Here is a 25,010-nt window from a genome sequence, read left to right on the forward strand (position 1 = left end):
ATTATGAAAATAAAATTACTTCTTTTAATATGTTTATTATTCCAGGTTAGTTACGCTCAGGACTTGTCTTTAGGATATAGTGCAAACGACTTAGCACAGCACCCAATGCAAGATTTAGCTAAACCAGGTTACTTGCAATCTGCAGCAGATCCATCTTTTCCAGCAACACAAATACGACGTATTACAAATGCAGGAACAGGTAACTCTATTAAACCCATGTATAGCACAATACAGGCTTGGAATGCAGATGAAAGTTTAATGATAGTTTATGGCGGAGGTACGCACCAATTATTAAATGGTCAAGATTATACGTTTATAAGAAACTTAACGGATGTCAATCCTGATGATATTGAGACTATTTTCTGGTCTTTTTTAAATCCTGAGATATTCTTTTATATGGACGGCGCTACGGATGATTTGATTAGTTATAATGTGCAAACCCAGGTAAAAACGGTATTGGTTAATATTAGAACAATTAGTAGTTGTGTTTCTAGTAATGGTTTAACAGGAGGTAATGATATCCAAATGATGTCTTGGGATGATGATGTATTTGCTTTTAGATGCGGAAATACTGCTGCATATTGTTACAGAATCTCTACAGGAACGCTAACACAATTTAATATATCAGACGTTGCTTATACAGCACCAATGCCTTTTCCTAGTGGTAATTTGTTTTTTCATAGAGGAGATGTTTATGATGCTAATGGTGATTTTGTGAGAAGTTTAAATATAGCAGGCGTACAGCATTCTTGCTTAGGAAAACTAAGTAATGGAGACGATGCTTATTACAATGTTAATTTTGAAGAAGGTATAAATGGTGGTTGTCAAGGGACTTTAGTGGCTCACAATGCGACAACAGGAGACTGTTTTGCTGTTACAACTTATAGTGATTATGCATATCCAAAATCAGGAACACATATATCGTCTTTAGCGCATAAAAACACAGGAGATGGTTGGGTTGCAGTTTCTTGTTTAGGTTTTCAGCGTGATGGTGTACAGATTTTAGATCAAGAATTATTTATCGCGAAGGTCAATGAGTTTGATGCCGATGTTTATAGAGTAGCACATCATAGAAGTGATCCTGATGAGTTTGGTTATTTTGCAGAGCCACATGTGACTATCAGCCCAACAGGGACCAGATTATTATTTGGTAGTGATTGGAGTGGAACAGAAGACGGAGACTCTGTAGATAGTTATGTAGCTGAACTAAATAGTTATACGCTATCAACAGCACAGGTTGTAACCACAACTAAATCAATAGCTTTATTTCCAAATCCAGTTAATAATATGCTACAATTACAGTCTACTTTAAATAGAAGCATACAATTTTCTATTACTGATATTACAGGAAAGCAAGTTTATGATGCTAGCTTTTATAACAATACATCAATAGACGTTAGTGCTTTAGCTAATGGTTTGTATTTTGTTACTTTTAATAATGAAAGTACTTTGGATGCGATAAAATTTGTTAAGAAATAGAATTTAAATCGTCTTTAAAAACAGAACTATTTTGATGGTATCTAATGGCTCTTCTAGATAAGAAAATTCCAATTGCTAGAGATACAAAAGCACCAACCCAAATACCTGGGACAAAATCTATAAATAAGAAAAAGTCATAGGCTCCATGAAATAAAACAGCAAAAAATAAGCCTAATAAATTTAAGTATAATTTGTTGGGCGCAAATTTTGCTTTACCCATAAAGTATCCCATTAAAATTCCAAAAGTAGCGTGAGCAGGCACTGCGGTAAATGCTCTGGCAATTGCTGTTGCTGGCCCACTTTGCATGACGTACATGATGTTTTCGGTTGCTGCAAACCCCATAGATACCATAACAGCATATACAATACCGTCAAAGGGCTCATTAAACTCTTTATGGCGTTGCGCAAAAAGCAATACGATTAAAAATTTACTTAATTCTTCAGAAAAACCAACCACGAAAAAGGCTTGTTTAAATTGTTCCCAAATGCTTAGTTTATTCTCTAAAGGGACTAGTATATTAAATACAGAGTAGAGTAGTGTGGTAATAATAATACTAACAATAGCACCCAATAAAAACGAAATTATTAATAAACGTTTAGGTTCTTTCTCGTACTTATCTTTTAGATAAATGTAAAATATGATAATAACAATTGGCGCTAAAGCCATCAATAGTAGTTGCATAGTTCAAAAGTAATTAAAAAAGGGAAACTAATTCCTTTCTGCTTTTAGGGTCTAAAAAAATATACCCAATATTAGTTATCAAATGACTTATTAAAACAGCAATTGCAGCTCCAGAAACTTGCCAAATAGGAATCAATAGATAACACAATACGACATTAAATGTGCAACCAATTATAAAGCGATAAACATTTTTTTGTAGTTGATTTGTGTTAATTAAGTGCTTTTCATATATCATTCCTATAAATATAATAAGCGGTGCCCAACAAAATATTAATAACGGACTTTTTGCTTCGGCATAGCTTTCTGAAAAATAGGTATTTAATATTGCGCTGCCAAATAGCGTATAAAGTATACCAATTAATACCCCTAAAAAACACATGATTTTAAATAGCTTTTTTAACTTTCTGGCATATAGTATACTGTCGTCTTTATAAGATTCTGCTAAAGAAGGATATAGTGCATTAATTATCGAAAACCCGATATTCCAACTTAAAGCAATCACTAAAAATTGAACAGTTGCAAAAATTCCGTTAGCATGATCGCCTAAAAAATGTTTCAAAAACAGCTCGTCAATAGAGATATAAAACATAATTAAAGCATTGGACACTATAAGCGGAAAAGACATTTTTAATAAAGACTTTCCTAAAGGCCATGAAAAGCGCCATTGCTTGAACAAAAATTGTTTTTTATATTTTAAAATGAAGTAATAAATAACGCCTTGAATTAGAAAATCTAAAGCAATAAGCTTCGCAAAATAATTAACATCCAAATTGTTTTTAACTCCATAATATTGCAAAGACACAATAATAATAAGACTGGATATTTTACTAATAAATATAATCTTAGTCCATTTTTTTGCGAGTAAATAGTATTCAAAAACGTCTGTGAGTTTAAAAAAATAACTGACAGCAATAATTAGATATAAACTGTTTAATGGGCTATTTTCAGCACTATAAAAGTAGATTACAATACCAATAAATATTGCAATCCAACTTGCAAGTCTTAAATAAAAGGCAGTGGCTAAAATTTGCTCGCTTCGCTTTGGGTTAAAGACTATTTCTCTGATGCATATAGCAGAAAGACCTAGAAAAAACAAAGGTGTTAATAGTCCTAAAACGGACTCGACAAACTTAAGTTTTCCGATGTCAATCGTACCTAAAGTGCTAAATATTTGTGGTACAATAAAGACACCTGTTACAAACTGAATAAGTTTTTCTAGTGTAAACCATTTGGTGGCGATAAAGTCTTTTTTGCTAAAAACGTTGGTCATGAATTGTCTATAATTTTCAAATATATAAAACGGTTTCCATTAGCTGTTTGATAGATTAGTATTACTTTCGTTTTCATTATTTTAATATGACACCAGAGTTTTTAAGACGCTATTATATTTTACGTGTTATTTCAAATCCTAAGGTTTATGGAATTGAAAAAAATGGCTATGTCCCGTTAGAAGATTTACAAAATGCGTTAGACCAATTACGCGTAAATAATATTGATGATCCGCTATATGATAAACTCAATCAGTTTTCTCAAAAAACGATTAAGCGTGATTTAGAGAAAATAAAATCCTATTTTCAAACTATAATTTTACACAAACGTAATTATGGCTATTTTTTAGAAGGCTATGAAATGACTGATGGTTTAAAGGAAGTTTATGAAAAAACAGAACTTTATCTTTTGCATCATCATGCCCATTCTTGGAAAGATCATGTTACGACTGCTCGAAGTTCTTTAAGTGTCTATATAGATTTAGTCCCTTTAATACAAGCTATTGAATTGCAGGTTTTAGTGGAAATTACTTATCATGGTTGGTATGATGATAATGGTTTTGAAACCATTACAGGTTTTTTTCAACCATTGCACATTAAAGAGATTAATAAGGCTTGGTATTTAATTGCACATAATGACAAATATGGTATTTATGCCTTTTGTTTAGATGATAGAATTAAGTCTTTAAATATAACCAACCATCAGGTTAAAAACCCTATAAGTTTTAATCCTAAACAGTATTTTAAAAATGCTATTGGTATTTTAAAAACAGATATAAAAGTAGAATGGATATATATCCAAGTAGCTAATCATCATTTTAAATATTTAGAGAGTAATCCTTTGCATCATTCTCAAGAGATAGTAAAACGTCCTAAAGCAGCTGAAACAGAGTCATTAGACTACAAAAACGCTAATATTTGGGGAGAAATAAGGATTTATATTGAACCTAACTACGAGTTTTTAATGGAGATTTTAAAGTATAATCTTTGGGTTAAAGTGGTTAGCCCTACGCATGTAAAGTCTTATGTTAAGAATCATTTGGAATATATGATAAACTATTATTAATTAAAAACGGGTCATTGTTTTCTGAGGTATCTGTGGTTTTTAATGTTTTTTTTATAATTTCTAAACTAAATTTAAAACGGACACATTTTGTCTGTTTGGTAAGTAAGTTTGCTGTAGGAAAGATAGGGAACAGATAAATTTAACCAAATTAACTGATTTTTTCTAAATATTCATGGTGTAAAAAATAACAGTAGATAGGGAAGCTATTAATCTAAAGGGACTTGTTATTTTATTATGGATGGCATATAAAAACCTCAACTTGTAAAAGTTGAGGTTTTTGCTTTTAGGTACTATTTTTTAATAGTATTATTTAAGTTATTCTATTTAAAATAGCTTCTGAGACTTTTATGTAATAGTCGTAATTACTTGCTACAAAATGCCCATTAGTTTTACTGTTTTCTAAAAGATCTAAAAAATCGTACATACTAACTAGTTTTAAAGCGTTGACCTCTTCCTCTTGAGGTATTAGAGACACAATAGGGAGGCGTAACGGAACAATGTAAGTATTATGAAACTCGTTGTCCTTTATCCCATTTGGATAGCTTTGAAAGCACTCAAAAACACCAATTTTTTCTAAATCAGTCTGTTTTATTTTTAAACCAATTTCTTCCTTAATTTCTCTAATGGCACCATTCTCGATAGATTCTCCTGCATCTATGTGCCCAGCAACAGATACATCCCAAAGTAATGGATAGATTGATTTTGATGCTGCACGTTGTGCGAGTAATATTTGACCGTCATCAGTATAAAACCAAATGTGTGCGGTATTATGTAAATAACCTTTAGTATGAATGACAGATTTTAAAGCGGTCTCTCCAGTTGGAAGTCCATTTTTGTCAACAATATCAATTGTTTCGTCCATGTTAAGTTGTTTTAATTAAAGCTGAAAAGCAAGCGATTAATGTTTTAAAATCTTCAGTTGTATTAAAAACATGACTAGACAATCTAATGTAATTTCCCCGGAAGGAAACATAAATATTATGATTAGCCAATGTTTGTTTTACACGTTCTGGCGTTATATTTTCTGGTAATTTAATGCCAAATAAATGATGCGTTCTATAATCATCATCTTCAATCTGAAATCCTAATGCTCTTAATTCTTGAACAGCTTTTTGTGTTATTGTTTTACAATAGTGTTGGATGGCTTCAGGTGTCCATTCTAAAACTTGCTGTAGTGCTGCGATTTGCATTTTTACGTTTAAAAAGCTGGCACTTTCTCCTGCAGAATAGCGATTGGCTAATGGCTTATATTGTTCTTGGTAGTTTGTTAAGCCTGAAAAGTTGTCGCTATCTAAGCGATTAGTCCAATTTTCTTCAAGCGGAATTCCGTTATCAAACGTTTTACTAAAATAAGCATAACCACAACCATACGGACCAAATAACCATTTGTAGCCTGCACAAATCAATGCATCGGGTTGTAACTCTTTAACAGAGAATGGTAAAGCGCCAATACTCTGGCTACCGTCAATAATTAATAAGGCTTCGTGTTGTTTAGATTTTTCTCGTATTTTTTTTAAATCGAATAACGTTCCGTTAGACCAATGGATATGTCCCATGGCTACCACAGCGGTATTAGTATTTATAGCTTTTATGATATCTAAATTCCATTGTTGACCAATGTTTTCTACATCTAAAGGTGCTTTTACAACTCTAATAGTTGCTTGATATTGATCTGCTAATCTTTTCCAGGAATAGTAATTACTGGGAAACTGCTCGTCAATAATCAAAATTTCGTCGGTTGGTTTTAAAACAATATTATTTGTCACTGTTGCAATACCATAAGATGCTGACGGAATTAAAGCAATACGGTTATAATTGTCTTCATCAATAAGTTGTGCAAATAAGGATTTAAGTTGTTTGACGGGTTCAAAATAATCAGAGCCCGTTATTAAGTAAGGCCTTCTTTTTTGTAGTAATCCATCTAATCCGGCTTGATGCATCGCGTTAAATGCAGGCGATTGCGACGCGATATTTAAATACGTGACGTCTTCTGGTAAATCAAATAAGTGTTTTTGTTGTTTTAAATCCATAGTATAAAGATAAAAAAAAGCCTCAAAAAGAGGCTTTAATTGTTTTATGTTATTTGTATTTAAATGATCAAAACTGATTATTTAAAATAAGAAAATGTTTCACCATCTTCAATTTTAAGTAATGTTTCATAAATTAATTTAATAACGTTTTCTACATCATCTTGGTGTACCATTTCTACAGTCGTGTGCATGTAGCGTAATGGTAAAGAGATTAATGCCGATGCAACACCACCATTACTGTATGCAAATGCATCAGTATCAGTTCCTGTTGCTCTACTTAAAGCAGCACGTTGAAACGGTATTTTATTATCATCTGCAGTATCCGTAATTAAATCACGTAATTTTTGTTGTACAGCAGGCGCATAAGCAACTACAGGACCTTTACCAATTTCGACATGACCTTGTACTTTCATGTCAATCATTGGAGTAGTAGTATCATGCGTTACATCTGTAACTATTGCTACGTTTGGTTTGATTGTTTCCGTAATCATTTGTGCACCACGTAAACCAATTTCTTCTTGAACCGAGTTGGTTATATAAAGTCCAAATGGTAATGTTTTCTTATTTTCTTTAAGCAAACGTGCTACTTCAGCAATCATAAAACCACCCATACGGTTATCTAAAGCACGACAAACAAATTTGTCTCCGTTTAAAATATGAAACTCATCTGGATAGGTAATGACACATCCAACATGCACACCCATTTTTTCAACTTCTTCTTTGTCTTTAGCACCAACATCAATAGTAATGTTATTAGGCTTTGGTGCTTCTTCTTTAGCTTTATTACGTGTGTGTATTGCTGGCCATCCAAAGACACCTTTTACAATACCGTTTTTAGTATGAATATTAACTATTTTACTAGGTGCAATTTGATGATCACTACCACCGTTTCTTACCACATAAATTAATCCGTTATCAGAAATATAGTTTACGTACCATGAGATTTCGTCTGCATGACCTTCAATTACAACTTTAAATTTAGCATCAGGATTAATAACCCCAACAGCTGTTCCGTAGGTGTCAGTAAAAAACTCGTCTACATATGGTTTAAGGTAATCCATCCATATTTTTTGACCATCCCATTCGTATCCTGTTGGAGACGCATTATTTAAATATGTTTCTAAAAAGTCCATTGACTTTTTATTAAGTATGCTTTTTGTTGCCATTTGATTTAATTTTTGTCTAAAATAAGAATATTCACACTTTTTAATCGTTAGCAAGACGTTAATTATTAATTTTGTGCAATAAAATGTTCTATTTTGGAATAGTTTTAGCAGTTAAGTCACTATGAAGTATATTATTTGCCTTTTTTTATGTCTCCCTTTTGGACTTTTTGCACAGGAAGTTAATGAGGTTGTAAAAGATTCCACAGAGGTAGAGTACATTATTATTGCTGGAGATTCTATCCCACATACTTCTATTTATTTAGATGAAGTTATGCTTTTGGATAAGCTAAGTTTTAAAGATAAAGCGGACAGAAGACGTTATTATATTTTAAGACGAAAAACAATAAAAGTGTATCCGTATGCAAAGTTGGCAGCAGACCGTCTAAACGCATTAAATACTAAATTGAAAACGTTGACTAAAAAACGCGAGAAAAAGAAGTACGCTAAAAAAGTCCAAAAATATATAGAAGAAGAGTTTTCTGAAGAGTTAAAAAAGTTAACTAAAACGGAGGGTCAAATTTTAGTTAAATTAATACATAGACAAACCGGAGATACAGCCTTTAACTTGATAAAAGAGTTACGTAATGGATGGCGTGCCTTTTGGTATAATAGTACGGCGTACTTATTTAATATTTCTTTAAAACGTGAGTATGACCCTGAAAACGTAGAGGAAGATTATTTAATCGAAGATATTTTGGTTAGAGCCTGGCAAAGAGGAATACTTAAATTGGTGAAATCGCCTTTAAATTTTGAATACTATAAGTTATCCAATAAATGGGAAACAACAGATAAATCTAATAATAACTAATGCGTAAGCAAACCCCTTTTGAAGAAAAATTAAATGCATTAACACACGGTATAGGTGCTGTTTTTGGTATTGTAGCATTAGTGCTATTAATGGTTTTTGAAACTAAAAAAACAGAATACAGTTTGTTTAGTGTTGTGGTATACGGTTTATCAATAATCATTTTGTTTACAGCGTCAACACTATATCATATTATTACTGAAGAAAAAAAGAAACACTATTTTAGAATTGTAGATCACGTTAGTATTTATCTGCTAATTGCAGGAACATATACGCCAGTTTTACTTATTACTTTAGAGCAAAGTTTAGGTTGGACATTATTTTATACCGTCTGGGCAATTGCTGCTTTTGGTGTAGTTTTAAAACTGTTTTTCACAGGGAGATTCAACTTTTTTTCCACACTATTGTATTTAGTTATGGGCTGGTTAATAGTTTTTGATTTTGCAAGGCTATCAAGTATTATGGAGCCTAACGGTATTGTATTACTTATGGCAGGAGGCTTGTCTTATACTGTCGGTATTGTATTTTATGCTATCGAGAAAATACCATACAATCATGTTATTTGGCATTTATTTGTTTTAGGAGGTGCCATTTGCCATTTTTTTATGGTCTTATTTTTTGTAGTCTAACTCTAAAACATCCTGTTTATAAATTATTGTCGGGTGCGTTCTATAGCTTTGTTTATTTGTAGTAATGCCATATCCACTATGTTTTTATTGTTAAGCGCAATTGTCCATAGCGACAATTCTGTACAGGCAACTAATACAATATTATTTTTACTGTATTTTTCTATAAGTGCTTTATATTCTTCAAAATCAATATCTGTTTCAGAATAACTATATAGTTTTTTTCGACAATTATCAATTGTGATTTGATCAGATTTAGATGGCAATGTTACCGTAATATTTTCTGAACGTAATTGATTAGTAATATAATCCGAGCTCATTGTGTATAAAGAGCCAAAAACTATCACGTTACTTATATTTTGAGCTTTTAGGTGTTGTGTGCTTAACGTTATAGGATGAAGTATAGGCTTGTCAAATTGTAATTGATCTATAGTTTCATGTAAAGTAATATTAGGTACAATACAGCTATGTACATTGTCCTTAAAAAGTGATGTTATTTGTTGTTTAACAACGGGTTTAAGTGTATTAAATTGATTTGGTAAATACGGATTTATAGTATTAAAATCTACAGTATGTGTAATAGAAGGGAAGGTATGATAATCGCCTTTTAGGGTGTGGAATTGTGTGTTCAATTGTTCTAAATAAAACAAAGTGCTTCGGCTTCCAAGCCCTAATATTCCTAATACTTCTGATTGTTTTTTAATCATTTTTTATCCAATATATAATCTGCGAAATAAGTATTACTATCCATTAATTTGTCAATAACTTGTAATGATGTATTCTTTAAATAAGAGTTTAAAATGGTATCATTATATTTTCTAGAGGTCTCTGTATGTACGCGTTCTCCTTCCATAAAATGGAATGTTTTATTTAAGCTTTTAACCGTAACATTTTGATTTGTTGTGCTTACTATATAACTTCTGGCTATACCTTCTTCTTCTGTGTATTCTGGTTGGTGTACAAAGGCATTCGTGTCAAAATCTGCACCTAATTCGTTATTAATTCTATCTAATAAGTTTAAGTTGAAACGTTTTGTAATTCCTTGGCTATCATTATAAGCAGGTAGTACAATGTCTCTAGATTTGATAAGGTCTAAACCTAATAAAACTTTATCATTTGGTCTTAATGAATTTGATAATTTAGAAAGAAAATCTTCCGCTTGTACATCACTTAAATTACCAAGATTTGAGCCTAAAAATAAAATTATTTTAGGATGATTAGATTGTTTTAATGATGCCAAAACATTAAAATAATCACCTTGTTTGGTGGTTGTTTTAACGTTAGGTAATTCTTTGTCTACACTTTGCTTTAATTGGTCTAAGGCATTTTGAGAAATATCTATTGGCACATAATTAAAATCGTAATTTTCAGTATCTAAAACTTTTAATAGTTCTTTTGTTTTGGTTCCGTCTCCAGCTCCAAGTTCTATCAATTCAAAAAATGTATTTTTATTAAGTTGTAGCGCTTTAATGATATTTTGGGTTTGATTTTTAAAGATATCAAATTCAGCTCTAGTCAAATAATACTCGGGCATATTCATAATATCTACAAATAAAGCATCTCCTTTTTTATCATAAAAATATTTGGATAAAAGGTACTTAGGTGTATTACTTAGACCTTTATCTACGTCGTTTAAAAAATTGTTATTCATATTTATTTAGCTAGTCTAATGCCTGAAAATTGCCATTTAGTTTGTGGTGGAAAAAAGTTTCTGTAAGTTGGTCTGCTGTGGTTTTTGGATGTAGCAGAAGATGCCCCACGAAGCACCATTTGGTTAATCATAAATTTACCATTATACTCGCCAACAGCACCTTTTGCTATTTCAAAATTAGGATAAGGTAAGTAAGCGGAATTGGTCCATTCCCAACGTTGTCCCCAATTTAAGTTTTCAGAGGCTATTTCCCATTCAAACTCTGTTGGTAAGCGCATACCTTTCCAAAAAGCAAATGCGGCAGCCTCATAATAAGATATGTGCGTTAAAATGGCATCAGGATTAACTGGTTTTAAACCAGACAGTGTATAATGGTACCAAGTTGCGTCTATCTTAACCCAATATAAGGGTTTGTCAATTGCGTTGTCATTAATCCAATACCAACCTTCGTCTAGCCAATAATTAGAGGTTTGATAGCCTTTGGCTTCAATAAACTCAATATATTCTTGATTAGTTACTAAGGCTTTATTAATACTGTAGGGCTGAAGGTAGACTTTATGTAAACCTAGCTCATTATCAAAAGAAAACGAATCTGTATTATGTCCAATACTGTAAACCCCCTCTTGTATTGATAACCAACCGGATTCTATATTGGTGGCTTCAACCAAATTATGGTCTGTATATTTTGGATTAATTGGATTTAAAGAAAACGTGTATTTTAAGTCGGTAAGCAATAACTCTTGATGTTGTTGCTCATGATTTATGCCTAAAACAGTCAATTTTACAACTTCTGGATCCGCTGCTGTTTCTAATAGTTGAGACATATGTTTATCCACATAAGCACGATATTTAAAAATCACATCAATACTTGGACGTGTAATTAAACCACGGTTATGACGCTCTATACGTTTACCTATGCTATTGTAATAACTATTAAATAAAAACGAATACTCACTGTCAAAAACAATATAATTTGGATAAAACGATTTCAAAATCATTTCTTCAAAAAACCATGTGGTATGTGCAATATGCCATTTAGGCGGACTTGCAAAAGCAGCAGATTGTGGTGTGTAATCTTCTATTTTTAGAGGATTACAAATAGTTTGAGTATAATTTCGAGTGTTTTGGTAGTGTTGTAATATGGTATCCATGCTTCTCAAATATAACAAGTAATTGGCTACAGGTTTAATTATTAGTCCGAATTTAAATTTATTTTAACGTTATTTTACACATCAATACTACTGGTTTAAAAAGAATAAATTCATTTTTAAACCAATAATTAAACGTGATATATAGCGTATGAAAATAACACTAAAATTGTTATTTGGTATTGAGGAAAGTTTGTCAACTGACTATAACTAGTACTGTCTACCATTTACTTTTAAAAAAAATAAAACAGTAAAACGTACTGTAATTAATCTTTTTAAAATAAAACACACAAATACTAAGTCGTTATTTTTAATTGTACCTAACACAATTAAAACAGCTATTTTTGATAAAAAATGGAGTAGGTTTAATCTTCTAGAATATCTTTATACTCTTCAAAAAAGTCTTCAAAAAGCGCCATGTGTGTATTAAAAAACACCATTACTTCTTGCCAAGAGTTTTTGTTATGTATAGATACTTTTTGCTCTAAGGGCACATAAATTCTAGAGATTTCTTTTCCATTATCTAGTATATATTCTTCGTCATAAATAGCTTCGGGAAGATATTGATCTAACAAAATAGATTTTAGAGATACTAGTTTTTCCCAGTAATTAATGCGGTTTTCAAGATCATCTTCAAGGTCTAATGTTACAAAAGCTTTTTTATTATCAAAATAAAACTTGAAGCTTAAGCCTTTTAGTTTAGTGTTGTATAGCGTCCATTTTCTTGGAAAAGATTTTCCAAAACTAGTCCAAAACAACTCTTTTATCTCTCTTGATTCTTCTTTTGAAAACATAGATATATTACAGTATTAACACGGTTAAAGTTTATAAACGTGCTAGATTATATTTTTATATGGTTAACGCCTCGTTATATTAAATAGGCAATTATAATACCTAAAACAATGGTACTTAGTTTAGCTAAATTAAATTTATGCCCTTCGCTACTTTCAAATAAAATGGTGGTACTAATATGTAAAAATATACCAATAACCAAAGCAGAAACCTCATAATAATAGTTTTCAAAAAACTGAAATTGCATTGATAAAAACACTCCTAAAGGCGTCATTAATGCAAACAGTAATAAAAACATAATACTTTTAGACTTACTTAAGTTTGAAGCTAGAAAAAAGGTTGATAATATTATAGCTACAGGTAGTTTATGGATAATAACACCATAAATTAAATGGTCATGTGCCTCGATAGGGATGCCTTCTAAAACACTATGGATACTTAAACTTATAAATAATAACCAAGGAAAATCAACACTACTTTTGTCAATATGTACATGACCATGTTCTGCTCCTTTAGAGAAAAACTCTAGTATAATTTGTAATAATATACCAATCATGATAAACAAACCAATAGGTTTATCAAAACTATTATACACTTCAGGTAAAAAATCAAAAACGGTAATTGACAGTAAAAAAGAACCACTAAACGCTAGTAGTAATTTAAGACTGCGGTTATGTTTAGGCTTAAATAATAAGACTATTAAATACCCTAAAACAACAGCTATAATGGGAAAAATAAAATTTTGCATTTGTTTTACTAAATTACTTACTTGATAATCATGATTAAGCGATCAGATGTTTTTTTATGAAATTTATTTAATTTATAATCTCCAAAAATATCTAATAAATAAACACCGGCTTGTTCAAACAAAGCTTCAAAATCAGCTAAGCTAAAAGCTTTAACACGCTCTTGAAACTGATACTCTTCGCCATCTGCCGTAAAGCTAATGTCTTTAATAATGTATCCGTTTTCTACTCGTCTTTTTTGTAAAAAGTCAATGCCCTCTACCGTTTTAACGTTTTCGGGAACCAGGTTGTCAATAATAAACTCGGTATTCATAAAATCAATAACACCAAAACCAGAATCGTTTAAATTGGCTTTAATAGCTTTTATAGTCGCTAAATTGTCAGATTCGTTTTCAAAATATCCAAAACTGGTAAACAAATTAAACACAGCATCAAAAGTTTCGCCGAAAGGCTCACACATATTATGCACTTTAAAATGCAATGTGTCATTTTCAAATTGCTTAGCATGATTAATACTATTTTCTGATAAATCTGCACCAGTAACATTGTATCCAATCGAGTTTAAATACACCGCATGTCTACCTTTACCACAAGCTAAATCCAATATTTTACCTTCCTCAGGAAGATTTAAATATTCCGTTAAACTAGTCATAAAATGCTCTGCTTCAGTATGATCTCTATCTTTGTAAAGTATGTGGTAAAATGGACTATCAAACCATGATGCGTACCATTTTTTATCGTTTTTATTCATATTTTATTTTTGGGGTTTAAACTTCCGCTTAAGCTACAGTTTATCAGGCTCTCACAACTCGCTCTCTCCGAGGAGCTCAAACAAATTGCTCCATCCTTAACCCAATTATTTATAAAGGTTATATTTCCGGCAAAAATAGAGTATTTTTGCAAAGTATTAGACGAAAAGAATGGAAGAAAATTTCAAGATGGTTGCCAAAACTTTATTTGGCTTTGAAGAGTTACTAGCAAAAGAGTTAACACAATTGGGTGCACGCGATGTAAAAATCGGTGTTCGTAACGTGTCATTTGTTGGGGATAAAGGATTTATGTACAAAAGTAATTTGGCTTTGCGTACAGCAACAAAAATTTTAAAACCGATACATAGTTTTAAAATTCAAACAGAAAAAGATCTATATGATCAGGTTTATAAAATGGACTGGACGCCTTATTTGAAGTCGTCAGGAACATTAGCTGTTGATGCTACAATAAATTCTACGGTGTTTACACACTCTTTATATATAGCACAAAAAACTAAAGATGCCATTGTAGATAAGTTTAGGGACGAAACTGGAGAGCGTCCAAATGTAGACTTAAAGTTTCCGGATGTTAAAATTAACGTTCATATTGATAGGGAAGAGTGTAATATTTCCTTAGATTCTTCTGGAGATTCTTTACACAAACGTGGTTATAAATTAGCAACCAATATTGCACCTATTAACGAGGTGTTGGCAGCAGGGATTATTATGTTGTCAGGTTGGGATGGACAATCCGATTTTATAGACCCAATGTGTGGTAGTGGAACTATTTTAGCAGAAGCTGCTATGATTGCTTGTAATATACCACCAAATTTAATGCGTAAAGAGTTTGCTTTTGAGCGTTGGAACGATTGGGATGTAGATTTATTTGAAAAAATTGAAGAGTCTTTAATTAAAAAGACTAGAGATTTTCATCATAAAATAGTAGGTTATGATAAGTCTCCAAGTGCAGTTACAAAAGCTAAGGAAAACATTGCAAATGCGCACTTAGAGGATTTTATAACAATACAGCACGAAGACTTTTTTAAGACACAAAGAGGAGGGGAGTCAAAATTACATATGGTATTTAACCCACCGTACGGAGAACGTCTTGATATTGAAATGGAGAGCTTTTACAAGAATATAGGAGATACTTTAAAGCAGAACTACCCAAATACAGATGCTTGGTTTATTACTTCTAATTTAGAGGCTTTAAAACATGTTGGTTTAAGACCATCAAGAAAAATCCATTTAATGAATGCTATGTTGGAATCACGTTTAGTTAAATACGAGATTTACGCAGGAAGTAAAAAAGGAAAGTACATGAATAAGTAGTTATTATAAATAGCTAATAAAAAAAAGGAAGTTGATTAATTATCAACTTCCTTTTTTGTTTTTACACTGTTTTTGTTTTTCTTAAAAAGCGGTATTAGATAGGAAACACTGTATCCGTAACCAACCCCGATACGACCGGAATCAAACGTTTTGTTAAATCCAGGCACAAATAAATTTTCAAAATCTATAGGTTGGTCTTGCGTAATCATTCCTTTTAATTGCGCATTAATACCAATATAAAAATTAGTAAAAACTTCAGCTTTAATTCCTAATATTAATTCAACCCAAATGGCAGACAAGCCACTAGATTCTATTGACTCTGTTGATGAGAATTGAGGTTGCCAATATTGATTGGTAGAATAAACAGTATAGCTAGTTCTAGTTTGACTAAAAGTACTAGCTCCAATTCTAAAACCTGAATAAATCATATTATCCGCTCCTGCCCAATTATCATAAAGGTTATAGTCAAAACCAACTTTAAAGTAGCTTCCTTTAGCAGTAACATCTAAAAAGTCATTGGTGGTTGTTTTTTCTTCATTACCAATTTCTCCCGCAATAAATAGATCTTTAGTCAAACGGTAATCACCATTAATTTCAAAACCAGAATAGTCATCGTCTAAAGCTGTTCTAATTAATTTACTAGCGTCTGTACCTAAACGCAAACCATAGCGCAGTTGGATACTATCTTTTTTGATTGCGACCTCTTCTTTTTCTTCTTGTGCGTGTAATGTTACACTACAGCACAAAAACAGACTAATGATAAAAGAAATAGTGTGTTGTTGTTTCATCTTCAATTGTTAAATTATCATTTTCTGGTTGTGCAAATATGATCCAATTAGCATCCGTACCTCCATCTATTGTTACTACTACATTTTTAAATATAGTTTTATAACCACAAGCTCTAGAGACATAAACGTCTTCCGTAGCGTAGGTTATAGTAACTGTATCTGTATTACCTGAGGTAATATTACCATCGTCATCTAAAACTGTATTACGGGTTAAAGAAAATGTTGTAGTATCTGTGTCTGTTCGTAATGGTAACACAACTTGGTTTACGGTTGCAACATTATAACCATCTAAAACGTCTTCATTATCCTGACCAATTACATATAGGTTTGTTGCATTTTTCCTACTGTCCTGCGCATTATTGTTGTAAAAATCAATAATTAGACTTGGCGTTGTAGGTGTTGTTTCTGGACATAAATCGTCACGCTCACAAGTCAAAAGACTAAACGAGGCAACCAATACTACTAAGTAAAGTTTTAAATGTTTCATTTACGTTGTAAATTATTTCTTTTCTAAAAGTACAATATTTTCTACATGGTGTGTTTGCGGAAACATATCTACAGCTTGCACTTTAGTAATGTTATAGATGTCTTTCATTAACTCTAAATCTCTAGCTTGCGTCGCACTATTACAACTTACATATACTATTTTTTGTGGCGCAATATTTAGTATTTGTTGTACCACATCTTTATGCATTCCGTCTCTTGGTGGATCTGTAATAATAACGTCTGGTTGACCATGAGTATTTATAAACTCTTGGTTAAAAACGTTTTTCATGTCTCCTACAAAAAACTCGCAATTTGTAATATTATTGCGTTCAGCATTTTCTTTTGCTGCACTAATAGCATCTGGTACAGCTTCTACACCAACCACTTTTTTAGCTTTTTTAGATACAAATTGAGCAATAGTTCCGGTACCTGTATATAAATCGTAAACTAATTCGTCTCCTTTTAAATCGGCAAACTCACGGGTTAGTTTATATAACTCGTAGGCTTGATTAGAATTGGTTTGATAAAATGACTTCGCATTTATCTTAAATTTCAAACCTTCCATTTCTTCAAAAATATGATCTTCACCTTTAAAGCAAATTACATCTTGATCGTAAATAGTATCGTTAGCTTTTTCGTTAATAATATATTGTAATGATGTTATTTCTGGAAAAGTTTCAGCTACATAATTTAAAAGCAATTCACGTTTTGTAACATCCTCTTTAAAAAATTGAATAACAACCATTATATCGCCTGTAGAAGACGTACGTATCATCATAGTACGTAATAAACCAGTTTGGTTTCTAGTATTAAAGAATTCTAGTTCATTTTTAATAGAAAAATCTCTAACCGCATTTCTAATAGCGTTAGAAGGATCTGCTTGTAAATGACATTTTTTAATATCTAATATTTTGTCCCACATTCCAGGAATATGAAAACCAAGTGCATTTCTGTCTCCTAAATCTCTATCAGATTGTACTTCTTCTAAAGTTAACCATCTAGCATCGCTAAAAGAGAACTCCATTTTATTTCTATAAAAATATTGTTCTGCAGACGGTAGGATAGGAGTTACTTCAGGTAACTCTAAATGACCAATTCTGGTTAGGTTATTTGTAACTTCATTTTGTTTGTAATATAATTGGTGCTCATAGCCCATATCTTGCCACTTGCAACCCCCACAAACGCCAAAATGCTCACATTCTGGAGTTGTACGTTTATCACTTAATTTATGAAAAACAGTAGCCTTACCTTCAAAATAAGACTTACGTTTTTTAAATGTTTGTACATCTACTATATCTCCTGGTACTGCGTTTGGTAAAAATATAACACGTCCATCAGGTGCTTTAGCTACAGTCTTTCCTTTAGCTGCAGCATCTAAAACTTCTACATTAGTAAAAATTTGTTTTTTTGTATTTCGTCTTGCCATAAGTGCAAAAATATCAAAAAAAAACTGCTCTAATGTTTTAGAGCAGTTTTAAATTTAAAGGAAATTTAAATTATTTTTTATTAAATCTGTCTAAAATGTTAGACATCTGTTTTCCTGCAGCTTCACGACCACCAAGTCCAAAAGATAATACGACTGTAAGTGCTACTGTACCTAATGTAATTCCGAATGCTAAGTTTACAATTTCATCAGCAATTCCCATAGAGCGTAATCCGATAGCTAGAAAAATAGCGATAATTGCTATTTTAATAATAGAAGTTACAAAAACGTTGTTACCCTTTGCTATTGTAGAAGTTAATAAATTAGCTAACCACATACCAAGTGTAATAATTACAATTCCGAAAAGGATTCTTCCACCATAAGAAATTACTGTATCAACAATAGATGTTAATTGAGAGAATTCTAATTTTTCTAAAGCTGTAACTAATCCAAAAAGGATAATAAAAACATAAACTATTTTAGAAATAGCAGTTGCTACATTGGTGTTACCAAATAAGCTTTTCATATTCATTTTTTCTAAAGTACTGTCTAAGTTCATGCTTTTTAAAAGGTCTTTTAATAAAGCAGAAATAAATTTTGCAGCGACAACAAATACTATTAAAATAATTGCAGCTAATAATATTTTAGGAATAGCAGCAAAGAACGTACTTAACATTTGTGTTGCTGGCTCTGAAATAGTTTCTATATTTAAAATGTTTAAAGCAGAAATTAATAATGGTATAAATATTAAAATGAATACCACTTGTTTTAATATTTTAACAAGATTAATATTTTCTGGTAATTTTAATTTTGGTGTAAATTTTTGAATGGTATCTCCAGATAATTCTACTAATTCTGAAACTACATTAGCAAGCATGTAACCTATGTAAGCTACTAATCCTGCTCCTATAATATTAGGAATAAAACCTAAAAATTTATTAAGCATTATTTTTAATGGCTCAAGAACGTTAGTCATTCCTAATTTTTCTAATGCTAGCATAAACACAATTATCATTAATAAAAAGTAGATAAGCTTACCAATTAGTTTTGACAATATTACTTTATCGCTTTTAAGTTTTGCATCTATACCACTTTTTGCTACTAATTTTGTAATTATTTTTTTTACAAATTTAGCGACAAAGATTCCTATTATTAATATAAGTAAAGCACCCAAAGCATTAGTTAAATTATCTCCAAGTGAGTTTGAAATACTTCTTTCAATGTTTTTTAAAAATTCCATTTTGTATTATTATTTTGTTGATTAGTTAATGATTCTAGCTAAAATAGAATTTATAAGACAGTTGTAATTATTAATAGAACTAGTAAATGTCACATCGGATTAAGTGCGCTTTTGTCTGTTAAAAGGAATTTAGAATTGGTATATATTACTATAATAAATTTGATTTTTATTTCTTTGAAGGTTTTATTTATTAATTTGCGAGTTCTTAGGGATGATTTCTCTCCCACGCTGAATTTTCGAGCTTTCGAAAGGATAAAGGTACAGAAGGAATGGCTACTTTATAACTTTAAATATTGAAAAAATGGCTGTTTTAAACCAATTAACATCGCAAGAAGCGATGGACTTAGAAAACAAATACGGAGCACACAACTATCATCCATTACCTGTTGTATTAAGCAAAGGTGAAGGTGTATTTGTTTGGGACGTAGAAGGAAAAAAATATTATGATTTTTTATCTGCATATTCTGCAGTTAATCAAGGACATTGTCACCCGAAAATAGTAGGAGCAATGGTTAAGCAGGCGCAAACATTGACATTAACGTCTCGTGCTTTTTATAATGATATGTTAGGTAAATTTGAAAAATATGCTACCGAAACATTTAATTACGATAAGTTATTACCAATGAATACTGGTGCTGAAGCTGTAGAGACTGCTTTAAAGCTATGTAGAAAATGGGCTTATGAAGTAAAAGGTATTGATGAGAATGAAGCTGAGATTGTTGTTTGCGAAAACAATTTTCATGGTCGTACAACTACTATTATATCTTTTTCTAACGATCCAGTAGCACGTAAAAACTTTGGACCTTATACAAAAGGATTTATTAAAATTGAATATGATAATCTTCAAGCATTAGAAGATGTTTTAAATAGTAACAAAAACGTTGCAGGTTTTTTAGTGGAGCCTATCCAAGGAGAAGCGGGTGTATACGTGCCAAGTGAAGGGTATTTAGCAAAAGCTAAAGCATTATGTGCAAAACATAACGTTTTATTTATTGCAGATGAAGTACAAACAGGTATTGCAAGAACAGGACGTTTATTAGCAACTTGTGGTAATTGTACTTGTTCTGACAAACATTGCTCTGGTACTCCAGAAGTAAAAGCTGATATTTTAATATTAGGAAAAGCATTATCAGGAGGAGCTTACCCAGTAAGTGCTGTGTTAGCAAACGATAACATAATGAATGTTATTAAGCCAGGTAACCACGGTAGTACATTTGGAGGTAACCCAGTTGCAGCAGCAATTGGAACTGCAGCTTTAGAAGTAATTAAAGATGAAAAATTAGCACAAAACGCTTTTGATTTAGGAGAATTATTTAGATCTGAATTAGCTAAATTTATCGAAACTTCAAATATTGTTAACTCGGTTAGAGGTAAAGGATTGTTAAATGCTATTTTAATTAATGATACAGAAGATAGCGAGACTGCTTGGAACATTTGTATTGCATTACGTGATAATGGTTTATTAGCAAAGCCAACGCACGGTAATATTATCCGTTTTGCGCCGCCTTTAGTAATGACTAAAGAACAGTTGTTAGATTGTGTTGGTATTATTACAAAAACATTAAAACAATTTGAAAAGTAATTTTTAAATTGTTGTATACTAAAAAAGACTGTCAAATTTGACAGTCTTTTTTTTTTGTTTAAACAGTAACTAATTTTATTTCTTGTTAGCAACAATCACTTTTTTAGTAGTTGTATTACTATTAGATAATGTGGTTTTTACTAAATACACACCATCACTTAGGTTTTTAGTAGAATAGCTTAATCTTGTAGTTGTATTGTTCACTAATTTATTAAAAATTAGCTTACCAGTTATATCAAATAACTCAATACTATTAATCTTTAAATTTTTAGGGTTTAGTACAACTAATTCTGCATTGGCATTGTTTTGTAGTACATTAAAATTATTATCTACAAACTCATCACTTGATAATGTATTTGCTTCTTCAAAAGTAATTTCAAATCTATTGGAATAGACACCAATAGGTAAAATAACATCAAAGTCTTGCTGCCTTAAGTCTACGTATAAATCGTTGTCTTTATCGTGTAAAAATATTGGCTGTCCATTGTCAAAATTTTGAATATCCGTTAATCTGAATTTTAACGTTTGTGGCGCATCTATATTTAAAATGATTGGAATTATTAATTCAATTTCAAATTTATCAGCCTTAGTAACATAAGCATCATTGCCTTGTTTCCAGTTAGCATCAGCACTTAAAAGACTATTCACTTTACTTTCTAATCCATAATCCATTCCAGGTGTTGCTGAGTCGTGAAAATTATGTAATAATTGTCTTGTGTATGCAACTCCAAAATCTACGTTTAATCTAAAGCGTTTGAAAGCTTCAGGAATAATTTGATTTCCATTGTCGTTGTATACCATTTGGTATTCTGAGGCATCATTACTAGTACTTCTTTGCGAAGTTGTTCTGTAAAATTCACTATTCACTCCAGTTTTCTTATAAAATACACGGTGTTTATCTGATATTAAAAGTGTACCTGTGGCTGCACCTTTGACCATGTATCCTTGACCAACAGGGATATAACGTCTGGCTCTTTTTCCTGTGGTGGATGTCGATCCGGCTGTATTTAAAGTACCATCGCCATTATAAGCATTAAAAGCAGGAGGGACGTAAGATCCAAGTGTACCTGAAGCATCAATAGTATAAGCACCATAACCTGCTCTGTAGTCTACTAAAACATGAGAGCTTACAGATTGGTCTTGTTCCCAATAATATAACGAACCAGTATCTAATAGAGGCACATTGTTGGCATCATGTATAAAAGCTTTTGCATCTAAAGCGGAAGGAAAAGGATTTCCTATTAAAGTTTCTTGACCTAAGGTAACTTCAGCACCAATTTCACCTTCGTTCGGCTTTCCTCTAAAATCATATAATTGCCCAGAAGCAGGAGTAGATCCAGTGGTCCCTTTCATAGTAAAACCATAACCTGCGTCTACCGTTCCCGATTGACCAACAAATATCCAATCACTATAAGATGTACCAGGGTTATACTTCCATAACCAATAACTTTCAATATTTAAAGGTGCACTTGTACCATTGTATCCAGAAGTAGCATAACCAGCTAAATTACTGTTGGTTAAATCTACAACATCAAAAATGTTTTGATTAGGTATAAACGCAGAATTACCTGTTGTATTAGTTGATACATTACCTACAGGAGAGGTCCAATAGTTATAAGCATAATTATGTACAGTACCTTGTTGATAAACACTTAGTTTACCTAAACCAGAATTACCTGTTGATTTAATACCTTGTATTATTTGTGCTTCGTTTCTTAAATAAATAGTACTGTTTGCTTCTTGTAGGTTAATGTTGTCCGTTACAAATAATGGAGCGACATCGGCTACAGTGTCATCAAATCCAGTACCATCAACAAAAATGTAAGCATCGTTTCTTACTGTCAGTTGCGCAAAGCTTATATATATAGGACATATAAGTAGCGCGAATATTAGGTTTTTTTTCATGATTCTTTGGGGGATGAATATTCTATACAAAAATATTGAATTTATCAATATGATTGGTTTAATTCAGTATAATAATTTCATTTTTAGTCTTTTGACTATCCTTTATGTAAGGTATTGCGGATTAATAATTTGTTAATTGGTGTTTTTTACTAAGCTAATTGACACAAGTATTATAAAAATATATAGATTTGTTTAAATAATTAAATATATCGCAATCGTGCAAAAAAAGACTACGCTTTACTATATCTGTATTTTACTAGGTGCAGTTGTTGCCATTTATGCCAATGCTAATGAGAAACAAAACATATTACTCTTAGTTGGTGGTGTTGCTGTATTAATGTTTGGTATTTTTAATTTGCAGTCAGGAATACCTAGTAAAAAAGAAAAGGAGACGTTTGTTGAATCGGAACTAATTGAAGACGAAGAAGAATGAATTTAAAGATTGGAGATGTAGTAGATGTTTTGGATGATGCTTTGTCTGGAACAATAATAGCTATAGTGTCAAATACTGTAACTATTGAAACAGATGAAGGTTTTGAGCTTGAATTTAAGCCTTCTGAATTAGTTAAAACTAAATCAGCTACACTAAGAAATAATGTTTTTAATTCGGCATCACTACAACAAGTATTGTCTGAAAAAACAGAGAAAAAACGCCATTCTACAACTAAAGTTAAGGCTAAGGAACGTTATGAGCCAACGATGGAAGTGGATTTGCATTTACATAAGTTAGTTGACCACGAAAGAGGTATGACTAATTATGACAAATTAACCATTCAATTAGATACCGCTAGACATAAGTTAGAATTTGCTATTAAAAAGCGTCTTCAAAAAATTGTGTTTATACACGGTGTCGGAGAAGGTGTTTTAAAAATGGAATTAGAAACCTTATTTAGTAGGTATGACAATGTTAAATACTACGAAGCCGACTATAAAAAATACGGTTTAGGAGCTACAGAGGTTTATATTATGCAAAATGCTAGCACTACTAATTAATCCTAAATAAAAGGTGGTGTAATTGTTCTAGTTTTAGACGTTAAACCATCATCTAAGGTACCAAAATTAGTTTCGTCATAAATAATTTCAGGAAAAGAAATATTTTCAAATTTAAGAGTAACTGTAAATTCCTGAGAAATACTATGACTTCTAAATGATGTCGGTTGATGATTATTCATAAATATTGGGTTTAAATAATCAGGACCAAAAGTACTGTCAGAAACGTCATTGGTTGGGTTATTATCAAAAGTTGTAACCTCTTCATTTCTGGTTGGTATACCATCACCATCATCATCGTTATCTAAATAATTTGCAATACCATCTCCGTCAGTATCCAAAGCATTATTTAGGCCATCTGTTTCTGTGTAAGCAACACTTTCACTTGCTGTTAAAACATTATCACCATCATCGTCTGCATCTAAATAATCTGGCAAACCGTCACCATCTGTATCTAAAGGATTTGTTGTGTGGTCGTTATCACCATCTAAATTATCATCTTCTAATTCGGCAGGTATTCCGTCGTTATCATCTTCAATTAAACTAACAGTAAAATATGCAGTTCCACTTGTAGTTGTATACTCTTCAACGATTTGAATACCGTTTGGAGGGACATCATTACAGAAAAAATCAGTAGGATCACTAGTGTAACTTCTAAACTTAAATAAACCAGCAACACTAGCTACGGTAACATCTGTTGTTACCAAATCTACTAGTAACGTGTTATCAGCGTTAGCTTCAGTTTCAAGCAAAGAAGCAACAGTAAAACTAGGACTATCTAATTGTAATGAAAGCGTTTCGTTAGGTTCCGTTTTTACTTTAAAGAAAACTAAATCACCACAAGCCTCAAAAGTATCATCAAAATCTAGTTCAGTGGTAATAATGTCGCCATCATCACAAGAAAATAGACTTAATAAAAAGATAAATAAAACTGAAATTTTTCGCATTGCTAATAAGTTTAAAAGACAAAAATAAGAGAATTGTCAAACTTATAACGTTGGTTAAGCTAATTAATTTTATTTAAACTATTTTTGTGCTTCTTAATAGCAATAAACG

The 25,010-nt window shown here is 31.5% G+C and carries 25 protein-coding genes; 8 read left to right on the forward strand and 17 right to left on the reverse strand.

The genetic code is table 11. The annotated features are described in order from the left end of the window. Positions 1–3: 3 nt before the first annotated feature. Positions 4–1,479: a T9SS type A sorting domain-containing protein gene (locus tag CXF54_RS02995; protein WP_101202390.1), complete on the forward strand. Its 1,476-nt coding sequence runs from the start codon at positions 4–6 to the stop codon at positions 1,477–1,479. Here the strand turns inward: CXF54_RS02995 and CXF54_RS03000 are convergent. Both CXF54_RS03000 and CXF54_RS03005 read right to left on the reverse strand, forming a co-directional pair. Further along, positions 1,469–2,161 carry a PrsW family intramembrane metalloprotease gene (locus CXF54_RS03000; protein ID WP_090838637.1) on the reverse strand — a complete coding sequence of 231 codons (693 nt, stop codon included), beginning with the start codon at positions 2,159–2,161 and terminating at the stop codon, positions 1,469–1,471. The two genes, CXF54_RS02995 and CXF54_RS03000, sit on opposite strands and share 11 nt — an antisense overlap. Before the next feature lie 13 nt (positions 2,162–2,174). Next, positions 2,175–3,431 carry a flippase gene (locus CXF54_RS03005; RefSeq protein WP_101202391.1) on the reverse strand — a complete coding sequence of 419 codons (1,257 nt, stop codon included), beginning with the start codon at positions 3,429–3,431 and terminating at the stop codon, positions 2,175–2,177. 86 nt (positions 3,432–3,517) lie between these two features. Between CXF54_RS03005 and CXF54_RS03010 the strand changes: the two genes are divergently transcribed. Next, complete coding sequence (locus CXF54_RS03010; protein WP_101202392.1) at positions 3,518–4,495, forward strand: helix-turn-helix transcriptional regulator; 978 nt, start codon at positions 3,518–3,520, stop codon at positions 4,493–4,495. Between the two features lie 310 nt (positions 4,496–4,805). On the opposite strand, the gene CXF54_RS03015 is transcribed toward CXF54_RS03010, so the two are convergent. The 3 genes from CXF54_RS03015 to CXF54_RS03025 form a co-directional block, all read right to left on the reverse strand. Further along, a complete protein-coding gene (locus tag CXF54_RS03015; RefSeq protein ID WP_101202393.1) occupies positions 4,806–5,357 on the reverse strand; it encodes an NUDIX hydrolase in 552 nt (183 codons plus the stop codon). A gap of 1 nt (position 5,358) precedes the next feature. Continuing rightward, positions 5,359–6,525, reverse strand: coding sequence for an aminotransferase class V-fold PLP-dependent enzyme (locus CXF54_RS03020; RefSeq protein ID WP_101202394.1), 1,167 nt, complete (start codon positions 6,523–6,525; stop codon positions 5,359–5,361). A 77-nt stretch (positions 6,526–6,602) separates the two neighbouring features. Further along, a complete protein-coding gene (locus CXF54_RS03025) occupies positions 6,603–7,691 on the reverse strand; it encodes a M42 family metallopeptidase (RefSeq protein ID WP_101202395.1) in 1,089 nt (362 codons plus the stop codon). 121 nt (positions 7,692–7,812) lie between these two features. On the opposite strand from CXF54_RS03025, the gene CXF54_RS03030 reads away from it, so the two are divergent. Together CXF54_RS03030 and trhA are read left to right on the forward strand one after the other, a co-directional pair. After that, on the forward strand, positions 7,813–8,499 hold the full coding sequence (locus CXF54_RS03030; protein ID WP_090838624.1) for a DUF4294 domain-containing protein: 687 nt from the start codon (positions 7,813–7,815) through the stop codon (positions 8,497–8,499). Then, positions 8,499–9,125 (forward strand): PAQR family membrane homeostasis protein TrhA, encoded by a 627-nt coding sequence (gene trhA / locus CXF54_RS03035; RefSeq protein ID WP_101202396.1) that lies wholly within the window; start codon positions 8,499–8,501, stop codon positions 9,123–9,125. The genes CXF54_RS03030 and trhA overlap by 1 nt, the downstream gene beginning before the upstream one ends. Positions 9,126–9,148: 23 nt before the next feature. Here trhA and CXF54_RS03040 read toward each other — a convergent pair whose 3' ends face one another. The 6 genes from CXF54_RS03040 to CXF54_RS03065 all read right to left on the reverse strand — a co-directional run bounded on the left by CXF54_RS03040 (position 9,149) and on the right by CXF54_RS03065 (position 14,210). Continuing rightward, entirely contained in the window at positions 9,149–9,829 is a 681-nt protein-coding gene (locus CXF54_RS03040) for an aspartate/glutamate racemase family protein (protein WP_101202397.1), read from the reverse strand. Further along, a complete protein-coding gene (locus tag CXF54_RS03045) occupies positions 9,826–10,773 on the reverse strand; it encodes an L-histidine N(alpha)-methyltransferase (protein WP_101202398.1) in 948 nt (315 codons plus the stop codon). The genes CXF54_RS03040 and CXF54_RS03045 overlap by 4 nt, the downstream gene beginning before the upstream one ends. 2 nt (positions 10,774–10,775) lie before the next feature. Further along, the gene (egtB, locus tag CXF54_RS03050; protein ID WP_101202399.1) at positions 10,776–11,924 is read right to left on the reverse strand and encodes an ergothioneine biosynthesis protein EgtB; all 1,149 of its coding nucleotides are present in this window, start codon (positions 11,922–11,924) and stop codon (positions 10,776–10,778) included. 362 nt (positions 11,925–12,286) lie between these two features. Then, entirely contained in the window at positions 12,287–12,715 is a 429-nt protein-coding gene (locus CXF54_RS03055; protein ID WP_090838612.1) for a DUF4268 domain-containing protein, read from the reverse strand. 74 nt (positions 12,716–12,789) lie between these two features. After that, positions 12,790–13,461 (reverse strand): ZIP family metal transporter, encoded by a 672-nt coding sequence (locus CXF54_RS03060; protein ID WP_101202400.1) that lies wholly within the window; start codon positions 13,459–13,461, stop codon positions 12,790–12,792. Positions 13,462–13,478: 17 nt separating this feature from the next. Next, positions 13,479–14,210, reverse strand: a complete 732-nt coding sequence (locus CXF54_RS03065; protein ID WP_101202401.1) for a class I SAM-dependent methyltransferase — start codon at positions 14,208–14,210, stop codon at positions 13,479–13,481. Between the two features lie 169 nt (positions 14,211–14,379). Between CXF54_RS03065 and CXF54_RS03070 the strand changes: the two genes are divergently transcribed. Beyond that, on the forward strand, positions 14,380–15,540 hold the full coding sequence (locus CXF54_RS03070) for a class I SAM-dependent RNA methyltransferase (RefSeq protein WP_090838606.1): 1,161 nt from the start codon (positions 14,380–14,382) through the stop codon (positions 15,538–15,540). 35 nt (positions 15,541–15,575) lie between these two features. On the opposite strand, the gene CXF54_RS03075 is transcribed toward CXF54_RS03070, so the two are convergent. The 4 genes from CXF54_RS03075 to CXF54_RS03090 all read right to left on the reverse strand — a co-directional run bounded on the left by CXF54_RS03075 (position 15,576) and on the right by CXF54_RS03090 (position 19,477). Beyond that, positions 15,576–16,328 (reverse strand): DUF6048 family protein, encoded by a 753-nt coding sequence (locus tag CXF54_RS03075; protein WP_101202402.1) that lies wholly within the window; start codon positions 16,326–16,328, stop codon positions 15,576–15,578. Beyond that, a complete protein-coding gene (locus tag CXF54_RS03080) occupies positions 16,294–16,815 on the reverse strand; it encodes a DUF6452 family protein (protein WP_090838602.1) in 522 nt (173 codons plus the stop codon). Before CXF54_RS03080 ends, CXF54_RS03075 begins: the two co-directional genes overlap by 35 nt. A gap of 12 nt (positions 16,816–16,827) precedes the next feature. Continuing rightward, positions 16,828–18,240 carry a 23S rRNA (uracil(1939)-C(5))-methyltransferase RlmD gene (gene rlmD, locus CXF54_RS03085; protein ID WP_101202403.1) on the reverse strand — a complete coding sequence of 471 codons (1,413 nt, stop codon included), beginning with the start codon at positions 18,238–18,240 and terminating at the stop codon, positions 16,828–16,830. A 70-nt stretch (positions 18,241–18,310) separates the two neighbouring features. Continuing rightward, the gene (locus CXF54_RS03090) at positions 18,311–19,477 is read right to left on the reverse strand and encodes a mechanosensitive ion channel (RefSeq protein ID WP_101202404.1); all 1,167 of its coding nucleotides are present in this window, start codon (positions 19,475–19,477) and stop codon (positions 18,311–18,313) included. Between the two features lie 301 nt (positions 19,478–19,778). Between CXF54_RS03090 and rocD the strand changes: the two genes are divergently transcribed. Next, the gene (rocD, locus tag CXF54_RS03095; RefSeq protein ID WP_101202405.1) at positions 19,779–21,059 is read left to right on the forward strand and encodes an ornithine--oxo-acid transaminase; all 1,281 of its coding nucleotides are present in this window, start codon (positions 19,779–19,781) and stop codon (positions 21,057–21,059) included. Between the two features lie 75 nt (positions 21,060–21,134). On the opposite strand, the gene CXF54_RS03100 is transcribed toward rocD, so the two are convergent. Continuing rightward, positions 21,135–22,964, reverse strand: a complete 1,830-nt coding sequence (locus CXF54_RS03100) for a T9SS sorting signal type C domain-containing protein (protein ID WP_101202406.1) — start codon at positions 22,962–22,964, stop codon at positions 21,135–21,137. Between the two features lie 217 nt (positions 22,965–23,181). Here CXF54_RS03100 and CXF54_RS03105 point away from each other — a divergent pair, with 217 nt between their 5' ends. Together CXF54_RS03105 and CXF54_RS03110 are read left to right on the forward strand one after the other, a co-directional pair. Continuing rightward, a complete protein-coding gene (locus CXF54_RS03105; protein ID WP_090838592.1) occupies positions 23,182–23,397 on the forward strand; it encodes a hypothetical protein in 216 nt (71 codons plus the stop codon). Continuing rightward, on the forward strand, positions 23,394–23,957 hold the full coding sequence (locus tag CXF54_RS03110; protein WP_090838590.1) for a Smr/MutS family protein: 564 nt from the start codon (positions 23,394–23,396) through the stop codon (positions 23,955–23,957). The genes CXF54_RS03105 and CXF54_RS03110 overlap by 4 nt, the downstream gene beginning before the upstream one ends. Positions 23,958–23,959: 2 nt before the next feature. On the opposite strand, the gene CXF54_RS03115 is transcribed toward CXF54_RS03110, so the two are convergent. Next, positions 23,960–24,901 (reverse strand): hypothetical protein, encoded by a 942-nt coding sequence (locus tag CXF54_RS03115; RefSeq protein WP_090838588.1) that lies wholly within the window; start codon positions 24,899–24,901, stop codon positions 23,960–23,962. Positions 24,902–25,010 lie beyond the last annotated feature (109 nt).

This window comes from Olleya sp. 1-3 (assembly GCF_002836085.1).
In the GTDB taxonomy this organism is placed as follows: Bacteria; Bacteroidota; Bacteroidia; order Flavobacteriales; family Flavobacteriaceae; genus Olleya; species Olleya namhaensis.

Excerpts from the sequence above, each read along its gene's own strand:
- CXF54_RS02995 (WP_101202390.1), top strand. The coding sequence starts at position 4 with ATGAAAATAAAATTACTTCTTTTAATATGTTTATTATTCCAGGTTAGT.
- CXF54_RS03000 (WP_090838637.1), bottom strand. The coding sequence starts at position 2,161 with ATGCAACTACTATTGATGGCTTTAGCGCCAATTGTTATTATCATATTT.
- CXF54_RS03005 (WP_101202391.1), bottom strand. The coding sequence starts at position 3,431 with ATGACCAACGTTTTTAGCAAAAAAGACTTTATCGCCACCAAATGGTTT.
- CXF54_RS03010 (WP_101202392.1), top strand. The coding sequence starts at position 3,518 with ATGACACCAGAGTTTTTAAGACGCTATTATATTTTACGTGTTATTTCA.
- CXF54_RS03015 (WP_101202393.1), bottom strand. The coding sequence starts at position 5,357 with ATGGACGAAACAATTGATATTGTTGACAAAAATGGACTTCCAACTGGA.
- CXF54_RS03020 (WP_101202394.1), bottom strand. The coding sequence starts at position 6,525 with ATGGATTTAAAACAACAAAAACACTTATTTGATTTACCAGAAGACGTC.
- CXF54_RS03025 (WP_101202395.1), bottom strand. The coding sequence starts at position 7,691 with ATGGCAACAAAAAGCATACTTAATAAAAAGTCAATGGACTTTTTAGAA.
- CXF54_RS03030 (WP_090838624.1), top strand. The coding sequence starts at position 7,813 with ATGAAGTATATTATTTGCCTTTTTTTATGTCTCCCTTTTGGACTTTTT.
- trhA (WP_101202396.1), top strand. The coding sequence starts at position 8,499 with ATGCGTAAGCAAACCCCTTTTGAAGAAAAATTAAATGCATTAACACAC.
- CXF54_RS03040 (WP_101202397.1), bottom strand. The coding sequence starts at position 9,829 with ATGATTAAAAAACAATCAGAAGTATTAGGAATATTAGGGCTTGGAAGC.
- CXF54_RS03045 (WP_101202398.1), bottom strand. The coding sequence starts at position 10,773 with ATGAATAACAATTTTTTAAACGACGTAGATAAAGGTCTAAGTAATACA.
- egtB (WP_101202399.1), bottom strand. The coding sequence starts at position 11,924 with ATGGATACCATATTACAACACTACCAAAACACTCGAAATTATACTCAA.
- CXF54_RS03055 (WP_090838612.1), bottom strand. The coding sequence starts at position 12,715 with ATGTTTTCAAAAGAAGAATCAAGAGAGATAAAAGAGTTGTTTTGGACT.
- CXF54_RS03060 (WP_101202400.1), bottom strand. The coding sequence starts at position 13,461 with ATGCAAAATTTTATTTTTCCCATTATAGCTGTTGTTTTAGGGTATTTA.
- CXF54_RS03065 (WP_101202401.1), bottom strand. The coding sequence starts at position 14,210 with ATGAATAAAAACGATAAAAAATGGTACGCATCATGGTTTGATAGTCCA.
- CXF54_RS03070 (WP_090838606.1), top strand. The coding sequence starts at position 14,380 with ATGGAAGAAAATTTCAAGATGGTTGCCAAAACTTTATTTGGCTTTGAA.
- CXF54_RS03075 (WP_101202402.1), bottom strand. The coding sequence starts at position 16,328 with ATGAAACAACAACACACTATTTCTTTTATCATTAGTCTGTTTTTGTGC.
- CXF54_RS03080 (WP_090838602.1), bottom strand. The coding sequence starts at position 16,815 with ATGAAACATTTAAAACTTTACTTAGTAGTATTGGTTGCCTCGTTTAGT.
- rlmD (WP_101202403.1), bottom strand. The coding sequence starts at position 18,240 with ATGGCAAGACGAAATACAAAAAAACAAATTTTTACTAATGTAGAAGTT.
- CXF54_RS03090 (WP_101202404.1), bottom strand. The coding sequence starts at position 19,477 with ATGGAATTTTTAAAAAACATTGAAAGAAGTATTTCAAACTCACTTGGA.
- rocD (WP_101202405.1), top strand. The coding sequence starts at position 19,779 with ATGGCTGTTTTAAACCAATTAACATCGCAAGAAGCGATGGACTTAGAA.
- CXF54_RS03100 (WP_101202406.1), bottom strand. The coding sequence starts at position 22,964 with ATGAAAAAAAACCTAATATTCGCGCTACTTATATGTCCTATATATATA.
- CXF54_RS03110 (WP_090838590.1), top strand. The coding sequence starts at position 23,394 with ATGAATTTAAAGATTGGAGATGTAGTAGATGTTTTGGATGATGCTTTG.
- CXF54_RS03115 (WP_090838588.1), bottom strand. The coding sequence starts at position 24,901 with ATGCGAAAAATTTCAGTTTTATTTATCTTTTTATTAAGTCTATTTTCT.